Source organism: Neobacillus sp. D3-1R (assembly GCF_052180215.1).
GTDB lineage: Bacteria > Bacillota > Bacilli > Bacillales > Cytobacillaceae > Pseudoneobacillus.
In genome coordinates, this window is sequence record NZ_CP197471.1 from 2,921,455 (window position 1) to 2,938,422 (window position 16,968).

General features: G+C 35.3%; 20 protein-coding genes. 1 reads left to right on the forward strand and 19 read right to left on the reverse strand.

Features of this window, described 5'->3' with window-relative positions; translation table 11 throughout:
* Positions 1–45: 45 nt before the first annotated feature.
* The 5 genes from ACSBPO_RS15000 to ACSBPO_RS15020 all read right to left on the reverse strand — a co-directional run bounded on the left by ACSBPO_RS15000 (position 46) and on the right by ACSBPO_RS15020 (position 3,375).
* Positions 46–936, reverse strand: coding sequence for a superoxide dismutase (locus ACSBPO_RS15000; protein WP_442594641.1), 891 nt, complete (start codon positions 934–936; stop codon positions 46–48).
* 113 nt (positions 937–1,049) lie between these two features.
* The gene (locus tag ACSBPO_RS15005) at positions 1,050–1,538 is read right to left on the reverse strand and encodes a DUF3907 family protein (RefSeq protein WP_442594643.1); all 489 of its coding nucleotides are present in this window, start codon (positions 1,536–1,538) and stop codon (positions 1,050–1,052) included.
* Positions 1,539–1,553: 15 nt separating this feature from the next.
* Positions 1,554–1,973, reverse strand: coding sequence for a hypothetical protein (locus tag ACSBPO_RS15010; protein WP_442594645.1), 420 nt, complete (start codon positions 1,971–1,973; stop codon positions 1,554–1,556).
* A 54-nt stretch (positions 1,974–2,027) separates the two neighbouring features.
* A complete protein-coding gene (gene scpB, locus ACSBPO_RS15015; protein ID WP_442594647.1) occupies positions 2,028–2,618 on the reverse strand; it encodes an SMC-Scp complex subunit ScpB in 591 nt (196 codons plus the stop codon).
* Entirely contained in the window at positions 2,605–3,375 is a 771-nt protein-coding gene (locus ACSBPO_RS15020; RefSeq protein ID WP_442594649.1) for a segregation/condensation protein A, read from the reverse strand. Before ACSBPO_RS15020 ends, scpB begins: the two co-directional genes overlap by 14 nt.
* A gap of 188 nt (positions 3,376–3,563) precedes the next feature.
* On the opposite strand from ACSBPO_RS15020, the gene ACSBPO_RS15025 reads away from it, so the two are divergent.
* Positions 3,564–4,082 (forward strand): DUF309 domain-containing protein, encoded by a 519-nt coding sequence (locus tag ACSBPO_RS15025; protein ID WP_442594651.1) that lies wholly within the window; start codon positions 3,564–3,566, stop codon positions 4,080–4,082.
* Positions 4,083–4,102: 20 nt separating this feature from the next.
* Here ACSBPO_RS15025 and ACSBPO_RS15030 read toward each other — a convergent pair whose 3' ends face one another.
* From ACSBPO_RS15030 to xerD, 14 genes are all read right to left on the reverse strand, one after another.
* Positions 4,103–4,456, reverse strand: coding sequence for a GNAT family N-acetyltransferase (locus ACSBPO_RS15030; RefSeq protein ID WP_442594653.1), 354 nt, complete (start codon positions 4,454–4,456; stop codon positions 4,103–4,105).
* 270 nt (positions 4,457–4,726) lie between these two features.
* Positions 4,727–6,046 (reverse strand): diaminopimelate decarboxylase, encoded by a 1,320-nt coding sequence (gene lysA, locus ACSBPO_RS15035; protein WP_442594655.1) that lies wholly within the window; start codon positions 6,044–6,046, stop codon positions 4,727–4,729.
* Between the two features lie 140 nt (positions 6,047–6,186).
* Entirely contained in the window at positions 6,187–7,665 is a 1,479-nt protein-coding gene (locus ACSBPO_RS15040) for a spore germination protein (protein ID WP_442594656.1), read from the reverse strand.
* Positions 7,643–8,227, reverse strand: coding sequence for a stage V sporulation protein AE (locus ACSBPO_RS15045; RefSeq protein WP_442594658.1), 585 nt, complete (start codon positions 8,225–8,227; stop codon positions 7,643–7,645). The genes ACSBPO_RS15040 and ACSBPO_RS15045 overlap by 23 nt, the downstream gene beginning before the upstream one ends.
* 32 nt (positions 8,228–8,259) lie before the next feature.
* Positions 8,260–8,682 carry a stage V sporulation protein AB gene (locus ACSBPO_RS15050; protein ID WP_442600380.1) on the reverse strand — a complete coding sequence of 141 codons (423 nt, stop codon included), beginning with the start codon at positions 8,680–8,682 and terminating at the stop codon, positions 8,260–8,262.
* A complete protein-coding gene (locus ACSBPO_RS15055) occupies positions 8,672–9,292 on the reverse strand; it encodes a stage V sporulation protein AA (RefSeq protein ID WP_442594664.1) in 621 nt (206 codons plus the stop codon). The genes ACSBPO_RS15050 and ACSBPO_RS15055 overlap by 11 nt, the downstream gene beginning before the upstream one ends.
* A 166-nt stretch (positions 9,293–9,458) precedes the next feature.
* A complete protein-coding gene (gene sigF, locus ACSBPO_RS15060; protein WP_442594666.1) occupies positions 9,459–10,220 on the reverse strand; it encodes an RNA polymerase sporulation sigma factor SigF in 762 nt (253 codons plus the stop codon).
* A gap of 12 nt (positions 10,221–10,232) precedes the next feature.
* A complete protein-coding gene (gene spoIIAB / locus ACSBPO_RS15065; RefSeq protein ID WP_442594668.1) occupies positions 10,233–10,673 on the reverse strand; it encodes an anti-sigma F factor in 441 nt (146 codons plus the stop codon).
* A 2-nt stretch (positions 10,674–10,675) separates the two neighbouring features.
* Positions 10,676–11,026 carry an anti-sigma F factor antagonist gene (spoIIAA, locus tag ACSBPO_RS15070; RefSeq protein WP_442594670.1) on the reverse strand — a complete coding sequence of 117 codons (351 nt, stop codon included), beginning with the start codon at positions 11,024–11,026 and terminating at the stop codon, positions 10,676–10,678.
* Between the two features lie 128 nt (positions 11,027–11,154).
* A complete protein-coding gene (locus ACSBPO_RS15075) occupies positions 11,155–12,321 on the reverse strand; it encodes a D-alanyl-D-alanine carboxypeptidase family protein (RefSeq protein ID WP_442594672.1) in 1,167 nt (388 codons plus the stop codon).
* 144 nt (positions 12,322–12,465) lie between these two features.
* Complete coding sequence (locus ACSBPO_RS15080) at positions 12,466–13,770, reverse strand: pyrimidine-nucleoside phosphorylase (RefSeq protein ID WP_442594674.1); 1,305 nt, start codon at positions 13,768–13,770, stop codon at positions 12,466–12,468.
* A 27-nt stretch (positions 13,771–13,797) separates the two neighbouring features.
* Complete coding sequence (locus tag ACSBPO_RS15085) at positions 13,798–14,622, reverse strand: purine-nucleoside phosphorylase (RefSeq protein ID WP_442594676.1); 825 nt, start codon at positions 14,620–14,622, stop codon at positions 13,798–13,800.
* 24 nt (positions 14,623–14,646) lie between these two features.
* Positions 14,647–15,837: a phosphopentomutase gene (gene deoB, locus ACSBPO_RS15090; RefSeq protein ID WP_442594678.1), complete on the reverse strand. Its 1,191-nt coding sequence runs from the start codon at positions 15,835–15,837 to the stop codon at positions 14,647–14,649.
* Positions 15,838–16,071: 234 nt separating this feature from the next.
* The gene (xerD, locus tag ACSBPO_RS15095; RefSeq protein WP_442600381.1) at positions 16,072–16,965 is read right to left on the reverse strand and encodes a site-specific tyrosine recombinase XerD; all 894 of its coding nucleotides are present in this window, start codon (positions 16,963–16,965) and stop codon (positions 16,072–16,074) included.
* Between the last annotated feature and the right edge of the window lie 3 nt (positions 16,966–16,968).

A 16,968-nucleotide genomic window follows, 5' to 3' on the forward strand; every position in this document is an offset into this window, starting at 1 on the left:
AAGGGGGTGCTTATGACTAAAAAAGGACAGGTATTGTTTTAGTTATTAAAACGGATTCCATTTTAATTCCATGGCTTTTTCAAACCGTTCCTCCACATCTTCCCAATTCACTACATTCCACCAATTTTTTACGTATTCCTGCCTATTTGACTTATATTGCAAGTAATAAGCGTGTTCCCAAACATCTAGTACTAAAAGAGGGATCGTATCCCATTGAGTCAAAAGCATGTGACGCTCAGACTGTAATATTTCAAGATGATGGGCACGAGGTGACCAAACCAGTAATGCCCAGCCAACTCCCTCTACCTGTTTTGCCGCTTCTGTAAAATGCATTTGAAAAGCTTCAAAGCTTCCAAAATAGTCATTAATCTCTTTTAAAAGTTTACCAGAGGGCTTTCCTCCACCATTTGGCATCATATTATTCCAAAATATGGTGTGTAAATAATGACCCGACCCATGAAAAGCTAATTCCCTTGACCAATGTTTAACAAGAGAAAAATCATTTTTTTCTCGTGCATCCTTTAACTTTAATTCAGCTTTATTTAATCCCTCTACATAAGCACGATGATGTGTATCATGATGCAATTTCATAATTTCTTCAGAAATGTAAGGCTCCAGTCCATTGTAAGGATAGGTTAAAACTGGAAGCTTATGCTTCCCAGCTTCGACTGCCGTTTTTTTCATCCAAATAGAACCTAGATGCTGTCTTTCTGAAAAATATTCTTCTACCTCTTGATGCAGTGCTTCCGCCTTTCTTTGAATATTAATGATTTCTTCTTGATTTGTAGGATCTTTAACCGTTTCTATAATTTTTGAAAATTGGTCTAAGCTTTTCCATATTCCTTCCCCATGTTGTACATTTTCTGATTGCAAAAAAGATTTCATTTCTTCATTCCAACCGAATAAGTCCTTTACGTAATTTTCAAATTCAGTCATAAAGTCCCCTTCTTTCGTTTTCATTGATTCAATCTACATCGTATGAATCTATGACTCTAACGATTCCAAGAAAAGGATATAATTCGAAAAAAATGAGTGGTTCAATGAACCACTCATTTGGATTGCAGTAATTTAGTTTTATAATCCGTTTCATAATATTCAAGTTCTTCACGTAAATGTTGGAACCCGCCTTCTAATTGCTGAAACAATAGCTGAATAGATGCGGAAACATCATCTCGAAAACATATCGCATTTTTCCCCGTGTAGGCAGCTCTACTGTCTTCATACCACACATCGCTTTTTGGTGAAAAGAACTCTTCAATACACTGATGATATATTTTATATAAGATTTTTTCTGCCAATGCCTTAGGAAATGGGGATGTTTTAAGAATCATTTGAGAAGCTTCTAATCCTTCTTCACTATATACCAGTAATCGCCGGCATTGTGATAATAATTTCTTATAATAATCGACCAAATCTTTATCTTCCTGAACTAAATGATGAAGTGTAGTTTCATTTAAAAACTTTTCAAGAAGCATGACGGTTTTATCTAAATGATTCTTTACATCTTCTAGCTGCGATTCTACAATCGTGTTAGCCATCCATTTTCCCCTTTCTTAGTTGGGTTGAACAACATATTGAAGTGGTGATTTGATCTCAACTTGATTTTTTCCGTTTAAGTCTGTTAAAAGCTCTTTCAATTTTTCAATATTCATATCTTGGAAACAAAATTGAAATTCTTTTTCCGTATTAATATATAGACGTTTGCGATGTCTTAGTCCTGGATTCTTTAATAAGCAAACAAGTGCAACAATATCTTTAATATAAATATCTGTTCCATTCACATTAAAAAATGGATTTTCTTCAAACGGAGTATATTGTTTAAAATGTTCTTCATAGTAACGTACATATAGTACATGAAGACTTTTTTCTACTCCATCTTCAACGTATGTAATCTCACTCCGATTAAAGTAGTCTTCGGATGTATTCGGCTTTTCTTTTTCAAGTTCATAACCTTTACATTCTTTTATTATCATATTAACCCTCCTGATTGTACATTACATACATATATTAGCATATTATCCAAAGAGTTAGCCGTTAGAACCCATTGTTTCTTGAAATTTTTCGAAAAATAAATCGGCTTCTTCTTGAACAAAGTCCTCTTCGAATTTTTCAGGTAAAGGCGGTAATTCCTCAAGACTTTTAAGTCCAAAGGATTCTAAAAACTCCTTAGTTGTACCATAAAGGTAAGCTCTTCCCGTTCCTTCTGATCTCCCGACTTCCTTAATTAACACTTTACTCATTAAAGTTTGAAGTGGACGTTCCGTTTTCACACCTCTAATTTCCTCTATTTCCAATCGTGTAATAGGCTGCTTATAAGCGATAATCGCTAAAGTTTCTAATGCTGCCTGGGATAAACTTGAGTTTGATGGGGCTTCCACTAGCTTTTTTAAATAAGAAGCATTCTCCTTTTTAGTAGCTAATTGAAAGGTTCCAGCCAGTTCAACAATCGAGATTCCACGATTTTTATTTTCATACTCAGCTTGTAGATTTTGAATAATATCTTCTGCTATTTGCTCATCTACTTCAAGCACGCTGGATATTTGCTTTAAGGAAAGGCCTTCATCCCCGGCAGCAAACAAAAGACTTTCCACAATGCCTGTCCAATTAATGATTTCCAATTAATTCTGCTCCTTCCAAAGACATTACATAAATCTCCGCAAAATTCCCTTCCTGTTCTATTCTTATTTCTTTTCGTTTCATTAATTCTAAAATGGCTAAGAAGCTAACAACCATTTGTTCCTTTTGTGGGAATGGAAAGAGATCATAAAAGCTTTTTTTACCTCTAAAATTCTTTAAATCCAATAATATTTCTTCCATCCTCTTTTCAATGGAAACTTCTTGCCTTGCAATTTTAGTTGAAAGCGGCTTTTGAAGCTTCTTTCTTCTCATTAACTTCTGAAAAGCTCCGAGCATGTCATAAAGAGAAACATTTAACTCTACACGATCCATTACTATCTCTTTTGATAGCTCAGATAGATCGCTTGGAGGTTTTGAAAACATTAAGCTTCTTTCTTCTTCTAACGTTTTTAAATCCTGGGCTGCTTCTTTATATTTACGATATTCTATTAGTCTCTCGACCAGTTCGTCGCGCGGGTCTTCCTCCAAGTGATATTCTAACTCATCACCAAGTACTTCTTCCTCATGCTTAGGGAGAAGCATCTTACTCTTAATGGCAAGCAACGTAGCTGCCATTACTAAATATTCACTTGCCATATCTAAATGCAGTTCTTTCATCGTATGAATATATATTAAATACTGTTCCGTTACTTCCGCCACCGGTATATCATATATATCAATTTCTAATCTGTTTATTAAATGAAGCAGTAAATCTAATGGTCCTTCAAAGGTATCAATTTTTACATTATATTGTTGCATATTCTCACCAAAATTTCTTTTTCATCCAGTAATACCTTCATTTTACTGAATAATTTCGTTTTAGTATAGAGTTTACTATAGGAAAACATCTAGAAAATATCCCCTTTTCCTAGATAAAGGAGGAAAGTATTTTTAGCTTTCAAATTTGAATAGTATAATAAAAGGAGTTGTGGATTGGAGGAATTATATTGTTACCTAATGCTTTTGTAAAGTATTTATATCACTTTCATGTTGATCGGGATTATTTTGAATGTCATGAAATTCTTGAAGACTTTTGGAAACAAGAAACGAACCAGGAAAAAAACTCGATATGGGTGGGTCTGATTTTGCTAGCTGTCGCGAATTATCATCACCGTCGTCAAAATTTTCCAGGTGCTATCAGAACCTTAGAAAAAGCAATAAATATTCTGTATGCTAAAGAAACCGAGCTAACGGCTTTAGGAATTGATTCCCAATTATTTTTTGAACAATTAGATACTCATTTAACAAGGATTAGAAAAAAAGAATTTTATGAAAGCTATTCACTACCTCTATTTCGTCAGGTGTTCATCGATTATTTCCCTCATTATGATCCATGTTCATGGGGCAAGAAAAGTGATTTGTCTAATGAATATCTTGTAAATCGGCATAAGCTTCGGGATCGTTCAGATGTAATTAAGGAAAGAGAAAAGGCCATTTATAATCGCAAAAAAAAAGACAGTGAATAACTGTCTTTTTGTTCAACTGGTTAACAATCTTCTGTTTCACACTTTTGAATAAAAGCTTCTGTCAACGTATTAGTAACCAGCATCTTGTCTGGATACAACTCTTTAATTGCTTGAACCATCTTTTTTCCTATACCTTGATTTCGATGAGACGGATTGACAGATATATGCTGAATCTCGTAGGAATGTTCATCGCGAAAGGTTAGTCCTATTAATCCAATGATATCTTCTTCTTTCCATAAAAAAAGTTGCCATGAATCTTCATGTTCATAGTTTTTCATGGATTGCTGCAGTTTCTTAAGGTCCTTTTCATTTGGCATAAAGGACAATAACCCCATGGCTATTTTTTCAAATGTTTTTTTATAGCGAATTAACATATATATCCCTCATTAATTTAAGTAAAGGCTGTATTCGAATAAAGTGAACAGATCTAAATTGTTCTCACTAATGTTCTAGTTTCTCCAAATACTTAAATGCTTAAACTTTTTCTTCATATTATATGTATAAGTAATACGTTTGTTGCATATATCTAATGGTTATCATATTACATAAAGTATTAGACTTCAATCCTAATTTAAGTTTAGCAAAAAAGAGAGGTAAGAAAAAGAGGTTAACCATACTATATAAAGGGTTAACCTCATAATCATTTATATTTCCACTTTTTTCTTTAATGATAAATCTAAACGTACTAAATCTTCAAAGGTTTCACGTTTTACAACTAATTCTACCATTCCATCTTCTACAAAAACAACTGGTGGTCTAGGTATTCTATTATAATTATTCGCCATAGAATAACCGTATGCCCCAGTACAGAAAACAGCCAAAATATCATTGTTGTCCGATTTTGGAAGAGGTAAGTCCCAAATTAACATATCTCCAGATTCACAGCATTTCCCTGAGATAGCCACCGTTTCCTCCACTTCGTCTAGAGGGCGATTAGCGAGAACAGCTTCGTATTTAGCTTGATAGAGAGCCGGACGAATATTATCGCTCATTCCTCCGTCAACTGCTACATACTTTCTAACATTTGGAACTTCCTTTTGTGACCCAATTTTATACAGAGTTGTTCCAGCATCTGCAACTAAAGACCGGCCAGGTTCTATCCAAATTTCGGGAAGTTCCATTTTAAATTTTTCGATTTGTCTCTTTACTTCCAAAATAATTTCTTCTACATATTTTGCTGGCGGAATAGGTTCGTCTTCACTGGTGTAACGAATACCAAAGCCCCCACCGAGATTTAAAACCGTAGAAGTATATCCAAAATCTGATCTCCATTGGTTTAGCTTTTCAAAGATCTTTTGTGTTGCAAGAATAAAACCAGTTGTATCAAAAATTTGCGATCCAATGTGACAGTGGATGCCTAGTACCTCTAATCTTTCATATTTAAGGGCCATTTTTAACGCCGTTTCTGCTTGTCCATTTTGTAGATCAAAGCCAAACTTAGAATCTTCTTGACCGGTAAGAATATAATCATGAGTATGTGCTTCAATTCCAGGTGTAACACGAAGTAATATCTTTGCTTTCGTATTTTTCGCCTCACATAAATGAATAAGCTGTTCTAATTCAAAAAAGTTATCCACTACTATGCAGCCAATTTGATGCTCTAGTGCCATTTCAAGTTCTTCTAAACTTTTATTATTTCCATGGAAGTGAATTTTTTCCGTCGGAAATTTTGCAGCAAGCGCAGTATATAATTCTCCACCAGATACCACATCCAAAGAGAGACCTTCTTCATGGACAAGTTGTACCATTCCTATAGTTGAAAATGCTTTACTAGCATATGCAACTTGCGCCTTCACTTCTAAATTTTCAAAAGTGGTTTTAAAACCACGTGCTCGTTCACGAATTAACGCCACATCATATACGTAAAGAGGTGTTCCATACTTTTCCACTAAATCAACGGTATCAACACCGCCTATTTCTAAGTGGCGCTGAGAATTAATTTTTGCCGTTCCATAAAAATGCATTCCATGTCCCTCATTCCTATATAACCTCAAGGATATAAAATAGACAGAATCTTTACGAAACTGTCTATTTAAAACTGTAACGCTTTATTTAATTAAAAACTTTATCATAAGTAAAGGGAATCTGCAATTGGTTTTCAACATCAATTTGTCGGCTGACGGTAACGATTTCTAGCATGTGTAATGCTTGGTCTCATTTTCGCTCCAGGAACGGATTGGCGAACTAAGATTTTGAAAAAAGCAATGGGCTGGAAAGGTAAAAATGGCCAAAAATAACGAATATTTAAGGAACGAATACTTGCAAGCAATAGAATAAACAAGGTTACACCTGCTACATATCCAGGGACATGGAAAATAGCTACGATTATGAGAAGGAATAGCCTTACGATTTTATTTGCAATTCCTAATTCATAACTCGGTGTCATAAAATTACCTATACCTGCAACCGCTACATATAAGATAACTTCTGGTACAAACAAACCTACATCAATAGCAATTTGTCCAATTAATACGGCGGCAATTAAACCCATAGCAGTTGAAAGCGAAGTGGGTGTATGAACAGCCGCCATTCTAAGGAACTCTATCCCCAAATCTGCAAATAACAATTGGGCAATAACTGGAATATTCGTTTCTTTATTTGGACCAATAAAGGCTAAACGTTCCGGCAATAAATCTGGTTCTAAAATAAATAAAAACCATAGTGGTAAAAGAAAAATGGATGTGAAAATACCTATAAATCGAACCCATCTTACAAATGTACCAACGGCAGGTGATTGACGGTATTCCTCAGCATGTTGAACATGATGGAAAAAGGTTGTTGGTGTAATCATGACACTCGGTGAAGTGTCTACAAAGATAATGACATGGCCCTCTAAAATATGTGCTGAAACGACATCAGGGCGTTCCGAATACCTTACAAGTGGAAATGGATTATAACCCTGTTTCACTAAAAATTCCTCTACGGTTTTATCAGCCATTGTTAATCCGTCTGTTTCAATAGCCTTTAGTTCTTTTTTTATAACTTCCACTAGGTCTGGATCAGCTACATCCTCAATATATCCGATTGCTATATCAGTTTTAGAACGTTCCCCTACCTTCATGATTTCAAACCGCAGTTTTTCATCTCGAATTCGTCTTCTTGTAAGTGCAGTATTAACAATAATATTTTCGGTATAGCCATCACGAGCCCCACGTACTACTTTTTCGGTATCTGGTTCTTGTGGTTGACGTCCAGGATAACTTCGTACATCAATAACTAAACCTTCTGTTTCTCCTTCAACTACCGCTACCATTAGCCCTGATAATACCTGGTCTACTAATTCATCTAATGTTTTTATCCGATTAACCGACTGGTGAACAAGACGATTTTCTACGATACTAAAAAGATTAGTGGATAACTTTTCGTGATCATTGATCTCCACAAGTTCTTCTAATAATTCAATAATGAACTGTGTATCACATAGCCCGTTTACATAGTATAGGTGTACATCTTTTCTAAGTATTTTTAGTTTTCTCACACCTAAATCAAAACTTTTACCTAAGCCAACCCTATTTTTCATATACTGTTCAATAGCTTCTAATGACTCCGGGATTGATTTTTTATCCTTCATTTTCTGTGACATTTAAACCGCTCCTTTCTATGATAATTTCAACTGCCTTTTTAGTAATTGGAGAGCCATTATCTATATGGTCATGCTTTGACATTTTACCAATATCCCCTATACCAACGATGATAGGAATATTTAACTCATCTAAACAATAAACCGTATCCCCATTCATTCGTCCGATTTCTAAATCAGGTAAACCATGCTTATCGACACCAAATGGGGTTAAATTCCCTTCACGGTCAATACACACATCCACTCTAGTCCATTCATGTTGGTGTGTATTAGAAGCAACAGCTATGACACCTAATACATTGATGTCTTGGTGGTTAGCTACATATTTAAGGGCTTTTTCCCCTGCTCCTTCCCCCATAAAACCGCTATCATCAAACATAACTAAAACAGGGTCATTTGCGGCTTTTTTAATGAGCTTTACGATTTCAGGCCCAGTTAAATGTGACGGATTCCCGTGAGACATTGAAATACAGCGTCCGCCTATATCCTTGGCTACTTTTTCAATTGTTCTTCTTGCATAATCATCGCCATCCGTTATTAAAATCACTTGTCTTCTCTCTTCCATATTGATGTCCTTTCATTGGGGATTCGTATCCTCTAGAGTTTGACAAAGTAGATCCAATGAAAAAGTGAGCCGAAAATTTTACCTAATACGATTGCCATTATCAAATTTGTTATCTTCCCATCTACTCCCACTCTTTTTGCTAATATAGGTAATACATTTAAAACCTCTGTCAATGCTGCAGCGATCATTCCGATAAATATTCCTACCGCCAATCCAATTGGAATTAAAATAAATTTTGTTAAATGTAAAATTACATCCTCTAAGCTCACAATTGTTCCTGCTAATGCACCTAATACAACTGACCATTCGTACCAATGAATCATTTTCATCGTTTTACTTAATTGTGTTAATCTCGGAATCACACCTAATACGGTTAAAAAAGCTACAAATCCTGTTCCCACTGCCAACCCACCAGCTAAACCAATAAATAGAACAATAAGTATTTTAATGCTTATCAACTTTTTTCAAACTTTCTCTGTTTTCATTCATGATGACATAATGGTCTAAATTTTGCTGGTAGTTGAACATTTCAACTTCTAATGGGCTAGGCTCTTCATTAATTCTCTTACGAAAAATATGATTAAAAAAAAGGACCATTCCTAAGCCTAGACCAATAGAATATGGAATTTGAAAAATAAGTGGATGCGGATTTTTTTCTCCCGTAATGATGGTATAAAGATTTTGGTGTACAGCTTTCATACTTACATCTTCATGGAAGTTCATAATGGTCAGCGCTGCTCCAAAGAAGAGTAATAACCAAATTAAAATAAAAAGTGGTGCGGACACTCCTCTTTTCTTATAGGCAACTTCAATAATCGTTTGTGAGGGACCCACTATTTGAATATCAGCCGTCTCATAAGATGAAGCAATCAAGTTTATTACCTGCATAACATCGATAATAATAATATTGTTATCCTGCTTCGTAATCGTGTGTATAGGAATGGCGATTATTTCTTGATAAACCTCATCGTCAGTAATTACTTGAGCAATGTCTCCTAATTTGACAGTAATAAACGGATGTACAATGACACGATGTCTCATGCGAATGTAAATTGTTTTTTCCAAAACATTCACTTCCTACACATTGATTTCCTTGTATAAGTATTATTTCTCGAGGACATTTTTTTCATGAAGTCCAATAATTGCTAATTAAAGTGGGAACGGAAAAAACCTTGCTGATTAACGATAGTGGATTGGTAACAGAGCCTAAAAAAAAAAAACCGTATGAATCTTATAGATCCATACGGTCTTTCATTTGCTGAAGTATCTTTTTTTCCAATCTTGATACCTGAACTTGTGATATGCCTAAACGAGCGGCTACTTCTGATTGTGTTTGATCTTTATAATATCTTAAGTACACAATTAGCCTTTCACGTTCATCTAATTCTCTAATTGCTTCTTTCAATGCGATTTTATCGAACCATTTCCCTTCATTTCCATCGTCAATTTGATCTAATAAGGTAATAGGGTCACCATCATTTTCATACACTGTCTCATGAATGGATGATGGGGTTCGGCTTGCTTCTTGGGCAAGGATAATATCTTCTGGTGAAAGCTCAAGATACTCCGATAATTCTGAAACTGTCGGAATTCTGCCTAGATTTTTGGATAACTCATCTTTGGCCTTGCGTATTTTATTTCCCATTTCTTTTAAAGAACGACTAACCTTTACCGTTCCATCATCACGTATAAAACGCTGAATTTCTCCAATAATCATAGGTACGGCATAAGTAGAAAATTTCACATCATATGACAAATCAAACTTATCAACTGACTTTAATAAGCCAATGCAGCCAATTTGGAATAGGTCATCCGGTTCATAACCGCGATTGATAAAACGCTGCACAACGGACCAAACAAGGCGCATGTTTTTTTGAACAATCATATCCCTTGCTTCTTGGTCTCCGTCTTGACTTTTCTTAATCAATTCTTTTACTTCATGATCTTTTAAATAGGTTTGTGTTGTTTTTTCGTTTTTGACCTCCACATCCATCGGCAAGTCTCCTTAATTGCATAGCATTTTGCTGTTTAGTAAATGCTTTCGTAATCTGATCTCGGTTCCTCGACCTGGTTGTGAAAATACTTCCACTTCATCCATGAAATTCTCCATAATCGTGAATCCCATTCCAGATCTTTCTAAGTCTGGTTTTGTAGTGAATAATGGCTGCATAGCTTCTTCTACGTCAGAAATTCCGATTCCTTTATCTTTAATAGTCATATCAATAAAGCCATCTTCAATCGTGACATTAATATAAACGATTCCATCTGGATTATTTTCATATCCATGTATAATCGAATTTGTTACAGCTTCAGAAACAACTGTTTTTATTTCAGTTAGCTCATCCATTGTTGGGTCAAGTTGTGCAACAAATGCGGCTACTGTCACACGAGCAAAAGACTCATTTTGACTTAATGCACTAAACTGTAAATTCATTTCGTTTTTCAACTCTACGCCACCCCCAAACTTTCCAAAGCAAATTGTTCTGTCGGTTCTAAACGAATAATTTTGAAAAGACCGGACATGTCAAATAACCTTTGAATTACAGGGGAGATCGCACAAACAACCATTTCTCCATGAAGTTGTTTGATTTGCTTGTATCTACCTAAAATAACTCCCAATCCAGAGCTATCCATAAAAGTAAGATGCTCTAAATTTAATAGAATGTGACGAATATTATATTTTTCAATTGCGGTTGTAGCGAGTTCACGCAAGTCTTCTGCGGTATGATGGTCTAGTTCACCTGTTAAGCGAATACAAAGAACATCATTTTTCACTTCCATGTCAATGTTAAGACTCACTATCCTCAGCCTCCTTAATCTGGTATAGTGAGTCAATTCGATGTGGTCACTTTATTATCCTTCTATATAGACAAAACTAGTGTTTATTCGCTAAAAGTAGAAAAGAATTTTTGCTATTCGACAAAAGGTTAATTTGTTTTTGTAAACATTCCAAAAGAACGCTTAAATAGCTTCCACCAACCAGCTTTTTTCACATCTACATTCGCTACTAAAGGACTTTCAGTTAATACTTTTCCATCCTTAATAAGTTTAATCGTACCAACTTGATCTCCTTTATTAACAGGAGCCTTTAAGTTTTTCTTTAAAGTGATTTCCTTTTTCACTTTTTCAATGTTTTCACCTTTTTTGGTTAGTAAGGAAATGGGTTCGCTAGTAACAGCATCAATTGTCTTTTTATCACCTTTACTAATAGCTGCTTTTCCAAGGGCATGCCCTCTTTTATACATTGGATGTGTTTGATATTGACTGTAAGCGTAATCCAAAAGCTTAGTTACCTGTGCATTTCGTTCCTTTGAAGTTGGCGCTCCAAACACAACAGCTATTACGCGCATACCATTTTTTTCAGCAGTAGCTGTTAAACAATACTTTGCCTCTCTTGTAAATCCTGTTTTTAATCCATCTACACCAGGATAGAATCGAACTAATTTATTTGTATTTACAAGCCAAAACTTTTTATCTGTTGTTTCCCTTAGATAATCTTCATATTGACCTGTGAATTGCGTAATTTTGTCATATTTGAGTAGTTCCTTTGCCATCATTGCCATATCGTATGCTGTACTATAATGATCACTTGCGGGCAATCCAGTCGTATTTTGAAACTTTGTATTTTTTAATCCTAGTTCTTTCGCTTTTTTATTCATCATTTCAACAAACGCTTCTTCGGAACCGCCAATTCTTTCTGCCATCGCGACAGATGCATCATTACCAGAACCAATGGCTATTCCCTTTAATAATTCTTTTACCGTCATTTCTTCTCCAGGCTCAAGGAAAATTTGAGATCCACCCATAGAGGCCGCATATTCACTTGCTCTTACCTTTTCCTCCCAAGACAATCTACCTTCATCAATCGCTTCCATAATGAGAAGCATTGTCATGATTTTGGTCATACTTGCTGGTGGCAGTTGTTCTTGACTGTTCTTTTCATATATGACAGTACCAGTATCTCGTTCAATTAAAATAGCGGACTTTACTTCATTAACTAAGTCTGTTTTATTTTTCTCCTCCGCCATCGCAACTGGGCTAATCAAGGAAAATAATAAAAATGTTAAAATCATCATTGAAATAAATCGTTTCATTAACATACCCCTCCTATCTTATATAGCTTCCATTTTTTCCAAATAAAATACTTTTATACAAAATTTACTAAATAAAAAAACGCCTTAGGTGTGAACCTAAAGCGTTTGCTTTTGAATTCTGCCTAAGACGTTTTTTCATTCCATTTATTCCGTTATTTCTTCATATACAAGAGTAGGAGCTTTTGTTGGTTCTGATGTTATGGTGATATTTTTATATAACATATCTTTTACTTCTTCCACATTTTCAAAGTTGCTATAAATTGTAGCAAGAGATTCACCTTTACGGACTTGATCTCCAATTTTCTTTCTTAATACAAGACCAACCGCTAAATCGATAGATGACTCCTTGGTTGCTCTTCCAGCTCCAAGTAACATAGCTGCGGTTCCAATCTCATCTGCGACAATTTCCTTCACATAGCCATCCTCTTTTGCTTCTAATTCGAGAATGAATTTAGCTTGAGGCAGTTTGGAAGGATCGTCTACAACAGAAGCATCTCCACCTTGAGAGCTTAAAAACTCTTTTAACTTTTCAAGGGCTGATCCATCTTTTATGGCATCCTCTAATAATTGTCTTGCTTCCTGTAAAGAATTTGCTTTTTTAGCTAGATATACCATTTGGCTTCCTAGTACTAAACAAAGTTCTTTTAAATCTTCTGGACCTTCTCCTCTTAGTGTATCGATTGCTTCTTTCACTTCCAAAGAGTTTCCAATTGCATAACCCAATGGTTGGCTCATATCAGAAATAATAGCCATTGTTCGGCGTCCTACATTATTTCCGATACGCACCATTGCACGTGCAAGTTCTCTTGAATCTTCTAACGTTTTCATAAATGCCCCTGCACCTGTTTTTACATCAAGTACAATAGCATCTGCACCCGCAGCAATTTTTTTACTCATAATGGAACTTGCAATTAGCGGAATACTATCAACCGTTGCAGTCACATCTCTTAGGGCATATAGCTTTTTATCGGCTGGTGTTAAATTGCCACTTTGTCCAATAACGGCAATTTTATTTTTGTTCACGAGATCAATAAATTCTTGATTTTCAATTTCAACATGAAATCCTTCTACTGATTCTAATTTATCGATTGTTCCGCCAGTATGCCCTAGTCCTCTGCCGGACATTTTCGCAACGGGTACTCCAACTGCTGCCACTAATGGTCCTAAAACTAAGGTTGTTGTATCTCCTACGCCACCAGTTGAGTGTTTATCTACCTTTACACCTTCAATTTGAGATAAGTCAATTTGATCTCCTGATTCGACCATTGCCATTGTAAGTTCTGCTCTCTCAGTTTCAGTCATACCATTAAAAAATACCGCCATGGTAAAAGCACTTACTTGGTAATCTGGAATGGACCCATTTGTATATCCGTTGATAATAAATTGAATTTCTTCTTTTGTTAATTCTAAACCGTCACGTTTCTTTTCAATTAAATCTACCATTCTCATGAATAATCACCCGTTTTCTAAATTCGCTTACAAAGCACCATATTTTTTAATTAATTCTTTTACAAATAATAGAAAGTTTGCTTTTACCTTTTCAGTAGTTTCAATGACCTCTTCATGATTTAATGGCTGATCTAGAATTCCAGCTGCCATATTGGAGATACATGAAATCCCCATTACTTCTAAACCTGCATGTCTTGCTACAATGACCTCTGGAACTGTAGACATTCCTACTGCATCGCCACCTAAAGTACGTAGCATACGAACTTCAGCAGGGGTTTCATAAGATGGTCCTGTATTACCAACATAAACCCCTTCCTGAACTTTAATAGATAAATTCTTGGCAACTTCTCTAGCAATTGTTCTTAATTGTTTTGAATATCCTTCCGACATATCCGGGAAACGCACCCCTAATCGAGAGTCATTCGGACCAATTAACGGATTCGTTCCCATATTGTTTATATGATCAGAAATGATCATTAAGTCACCAGGAGAATAACTTTCGTTTACCCCACCTGCTGCATTAGTAACGATTAAAATATCGACACCTAATTCCTTCATAACTCGAACAGGGAATGTTACTTTTTCAAATGAATAACCTTCGTAGTAATGAAATCTCCCTTGCATCGCAACTACTTTCACGTCATTAACTGAACCAAAAACAAGTTGTCCAGCGTGCCCTTCCACTGTAGAAACTGGAAAATCAGGTATTTCATTGTATGGAATTTTTACTGCATCTTTAATTTCCTCAGCAAGAACTCCTAGCCCTGAACCTAGGATTAATCCTATTTTTGGAACATTATTGTATTTTCCTTTTAAAAATGATGCAGCATTTTGAATTTTTGCAAAATCCATCTTCTTACTCCTTCTATTCTAAAATTATTTACTTGTTAGTTCACTCATAAAACTAGTACCATAGTTCGGTAGCTTCACATTAAAATTATCAGCTACTGTAGCACCAATATCGGCAAAGGTATCTCTTATAGGCAGTTCTTTCCCCTCTGTCATTCCCTTAGAATATACCAATAGTGGAACGTATTCTCTGGTATGATCCGTGCCTGGATGAATGGGATCGTTACCATGATCTGCTGTAATGATTAATAAATCATCTTCTTGCATCTTTTCAAAAACCTCAGGAAGTCTTGCATCGTATTCTTCTAACGCTTTACCATACCCTATTGGATCTCGACGGTGGCCATAAAGTGCATCGAAATCAACTAAATTTAAAAAGCTTAAACCTGTAAAATCCATATCCAAGGTTTGAACTAATTTATCCATTCCATCCATATTCGAAACGGTTCGTAAGGATTCTGTTACCCCTTCGCCATCATAAATATCGGAAATTTTCCCAATTGCAATGACGTCTAATCCTGAATCAGCTAACTCATTCATTACTGTTCGGTCAAATGGTTTTAGTGCGTAATCATGTCTATTAGATGTACGTTTAAAGCTTCCAGGTTCACCGATAAATGGTCGAGCAATAACGCGACCTACCATGTATTTTTCATCTAAAGTCAGTTCTCTGGCAATCTTACAAATTTTATATTGTTCTTCAATTGGAATTATTTCTTCATGTGCAGCAATTTGTAGAACAGAATCAGCGGATGTATAAACGATTAATGCGCCAGTTTTCATATGTTCTTCACCAAGTTCATCCAAAATCTCTGTTCCGCTTGCTGGTTTGTTTCCGATTATTTTTCTTCCTGTTCTTGACTCCAGCTCAGAAACTAATTCTGGTGGAAAACCTTCTGGGAAAACTTTGAAAGGTGTTCGAATATTAAGTCCCATGATTTCCCAATGTCCTGTCATCGTATCTTTACCATTTGATGCTTCTTGCATTTTTGTATAGAAAGCTAACGGTTTTGCTGACTTTTCAATCCCTTTAATTACTCGTATATTACTTAGTCCTAATTGTCCCATGTTCGGCATTTTTAAGCCGTACATTTTTTCAGCAATATGTCCTAGTGTATCTGAACCTTTATCTCCAAATTTTTCAGCATCAGGTGCTTCTCCAATTCCTACAGAGTCCATAACAATCAGAAAAATTCTTTTATATGTATACGAAGCCATAATAAATCCTCCTTTTACAATCTATACCATACCTTTAATCTATATTTCCCCTCATCTGAAAGGATTAACCATTATGGTTACTGTTCATCAGAGGTCTATTTGTACTTTCTTACAATCGAAGAAAGCCTTTTCAATGTCAGAAGTCTGACATCTCTATTTTACTGCAACTTTTCAAAATTTCAAGAATAAAAGCTATCCTATTAGGACAGCTTTTATGACAATTCTATGAAGCTATTAAGCTCTTGGATGAAATTTCGTATATACCTCTTTTAATCTAGTCTTGGTAACATGGGTATAAATCTGTGTCGTTGAAATATCAGCGTGACCTAGCATTTCCTGAACAGCACGTAAATCGGCCCCGTTTTCTAATAAATGGGTAGCAAAGGAATGTCTTAATGTGTGGGGTGTTAATTCCTTCTCAATACCTGCTTCAGCTACTAGTTTTTTTAATATTTTCCAAAATCCTTGTCTAGTTAACCTTTTACCATGATGGTTTAAAAATAAAGCTTCTTCTCTTTGTTTCCCTGATGAAAATTTATAACGCGCTTTTTCAATGTAAGTTTGAATAATAGTTGATGCGGTGTTTCCGATTGGAATGATTCTCTCTTTATTACCTTTACCAATACATCGAACAAAACCCATTGTTAAATGGACATCACCTACGTTTAATCCAATTAACTCGCTTACTCGCATACCGGTTGCATAAAGCAATTCTAACATTGCTTTATCGCGGTAACCAAAATGATTATTTAACTTTGGGGACTCTAGTAAGGTTTCTACCTCTTGCATCGATAAAACTTTAGGCAGAGAACGTTCCAGCTGTGGTGATTCAATATGTACGGTAGGGTCATGTTCCATTATTTTTTCTCTTATTAAAAATTGATGAAAAGCCCGAATGGAAGCAGTGTGTCTAGCTAGCGTTTTAGACGATTTATTCTCGTCCTTTAAATAACCCAAAAAATGAATAATCTGTACACGTTTTATATCATTTAGATTAGTTATATTTTCAACATCTTTTAAATAACGAAGATAACTTTTTAAATCTCTTTCATAAGAGATAATCGTGTTTTGTGCTAGTCCTTTTTCGACTAACAGAAAGTGAATAAAGTCTTTCAATTGATTGTCTATCAA

Coding starts and splice junctions, on each gene's coding strand:
- ACSBPO_RS15075 (WP_442594672.1), bottom strand. CDS start 12,321: ATGAAACGATTTATTTCAATGATGATTTTAACATTTTTATTATTTTCC.
- ACSBPO_RS15010 (WP_442594645.1), bottom strand. CDS start 1,973: ATGATAATAAAAGAATGTAAAGGTTATGAACTTGAAAAAGAAAAGCCG.
- ACSBPO_RS15040 (WP_442594656.1), bottom strand. CDS start 7,665: ATGTCACAGAAAATGAAGGATAAAAAATCAATCCCGGAGTCATTAGAA.
- lysA (WP_442594655.1), bottom strand. CDS start 6,046: ATGCATTTTTATGGAACGGCAAAAATTAATTCTCAGCGCCACTTAGAA.
- ACSBPO_RS15085 (WP_442594676.1), bottom strand. CDS start 14,622: ATGGATTTTGCAAAAATTCAAAATGCTGCATCATTTTTAAAAGGAAAA.
- deoB (WP_442594678.1), bottom strand. CDS start 15,837: ATGGCTTCGTATACATATAAAAGAATTTTTCTGATTGTTATGGACTCT.
- ACSBPO_RS15045 (WP_442594658.1), bottom strand. CDS start 8,227: ATGGAAGAGAGAAGACAAGTGATTTTAATAACGGATGGCGATGATTAT.
- ACSBPO_RS15030 (WP_442594653.1), bottom strand. CDS start 4,456: ATGTTAATTCGCTATAAAAAAACATTTGAAAAAATAGCCATGGGGTTA.
- ACSBPO_RS15020 (WP_442594649.1), bottom strand. CDS start 3,375: ATGCAACAATATAATGTAAAAATTGATACCTTTGAAGGACCATTAGAT.
- ACSBPO_RS15000 (WP_442594641.1), bottom strand. CDS start 936: ATGACTGAATTTGAAAATTACGTAAAGGACTTATTCGGTTGGAATGAA.
- sigF (WP_442594666.1), bottom strand. CDS start 10,220: ATGGATGTGGAGGTCAAAAACGAAAAAACAACACAAACCTATTTAAAA.
- ACSBPO_RS15005 (WP_442594643.1), bottom strand. CDS start 1,538: ATGGCTAACACGATTGTAGAATCGCAGCTAGAAGATGTAAAGAATCAT.
- ACSBPO_RS15080 (WP_442594674.1), bottom strand. CDS start 13,770: ATGAGAATGGTAGATTTAATTGAAAAGAAACGTGACGGTTTAGAATTA.